This is a genomic window from Rhizobium ecuadorense (assembly GCF_001187535.1).
GTDB lineage: Bacteria > Pseudomonadota > Alphaproteobacteria > Rhizobiales > Rhizobiaceae > Rhizobium > Rhizobium ecuadorense.
Genome location: NZ_LFIO01001782.1, coordinates 1 through 375, shown reverse-complemented (window position 1 = coordinate 375; position 375 = coordinate 1). Strand labels below are relative to the sequence as shown.

General features: G+C 57.9%; 1 pseudogene. It reads right to left on the bottom strand.

Going from position 1 to position 375, the window contains the following annotated elements:
* Positions 1–279: pseudogene (locus tag AF337_RS36025) on the bottom strand (phosphotriesterase family protein); the annotation flags it as partial.
* Between the last annotated feature and the right edge of the window lie 96 nt (positions 280–375).

Here is a 375-nt window from a genome sequence, read left to right as displayed (position 1 = left end):
GGCCACCGCCAGATGTTCGTCGTCGAGCGTGATATTATGCTTGTTGACGAAGGGATCCTGCCTGAGCTCGCCGAGGATCTCCATGCAGACGAAGCTTTCGGCGAGATATTGCCGTTCCGGCGTCTTCGGCGTGTGCCACCAGCAGCGGCAGTCGTTGAGGATATGCTCGTGCATCAGTGTCACGCCGAGCGCATCCGCCGAAATCGGACCGGTGACGGTCATCACCTTGCCGGATCGGACATGCGCTTCGGACAAGCTTTCTGCTGTCTGCTCGCTCATCGCTTCATCCTTTCCTGCCGAGCCAGAAATGGAAATTGGCCGTGAAGATGCGCGTGTTCAGCCAGATGGCGACGATGATGATGGTAAAGATCAGCG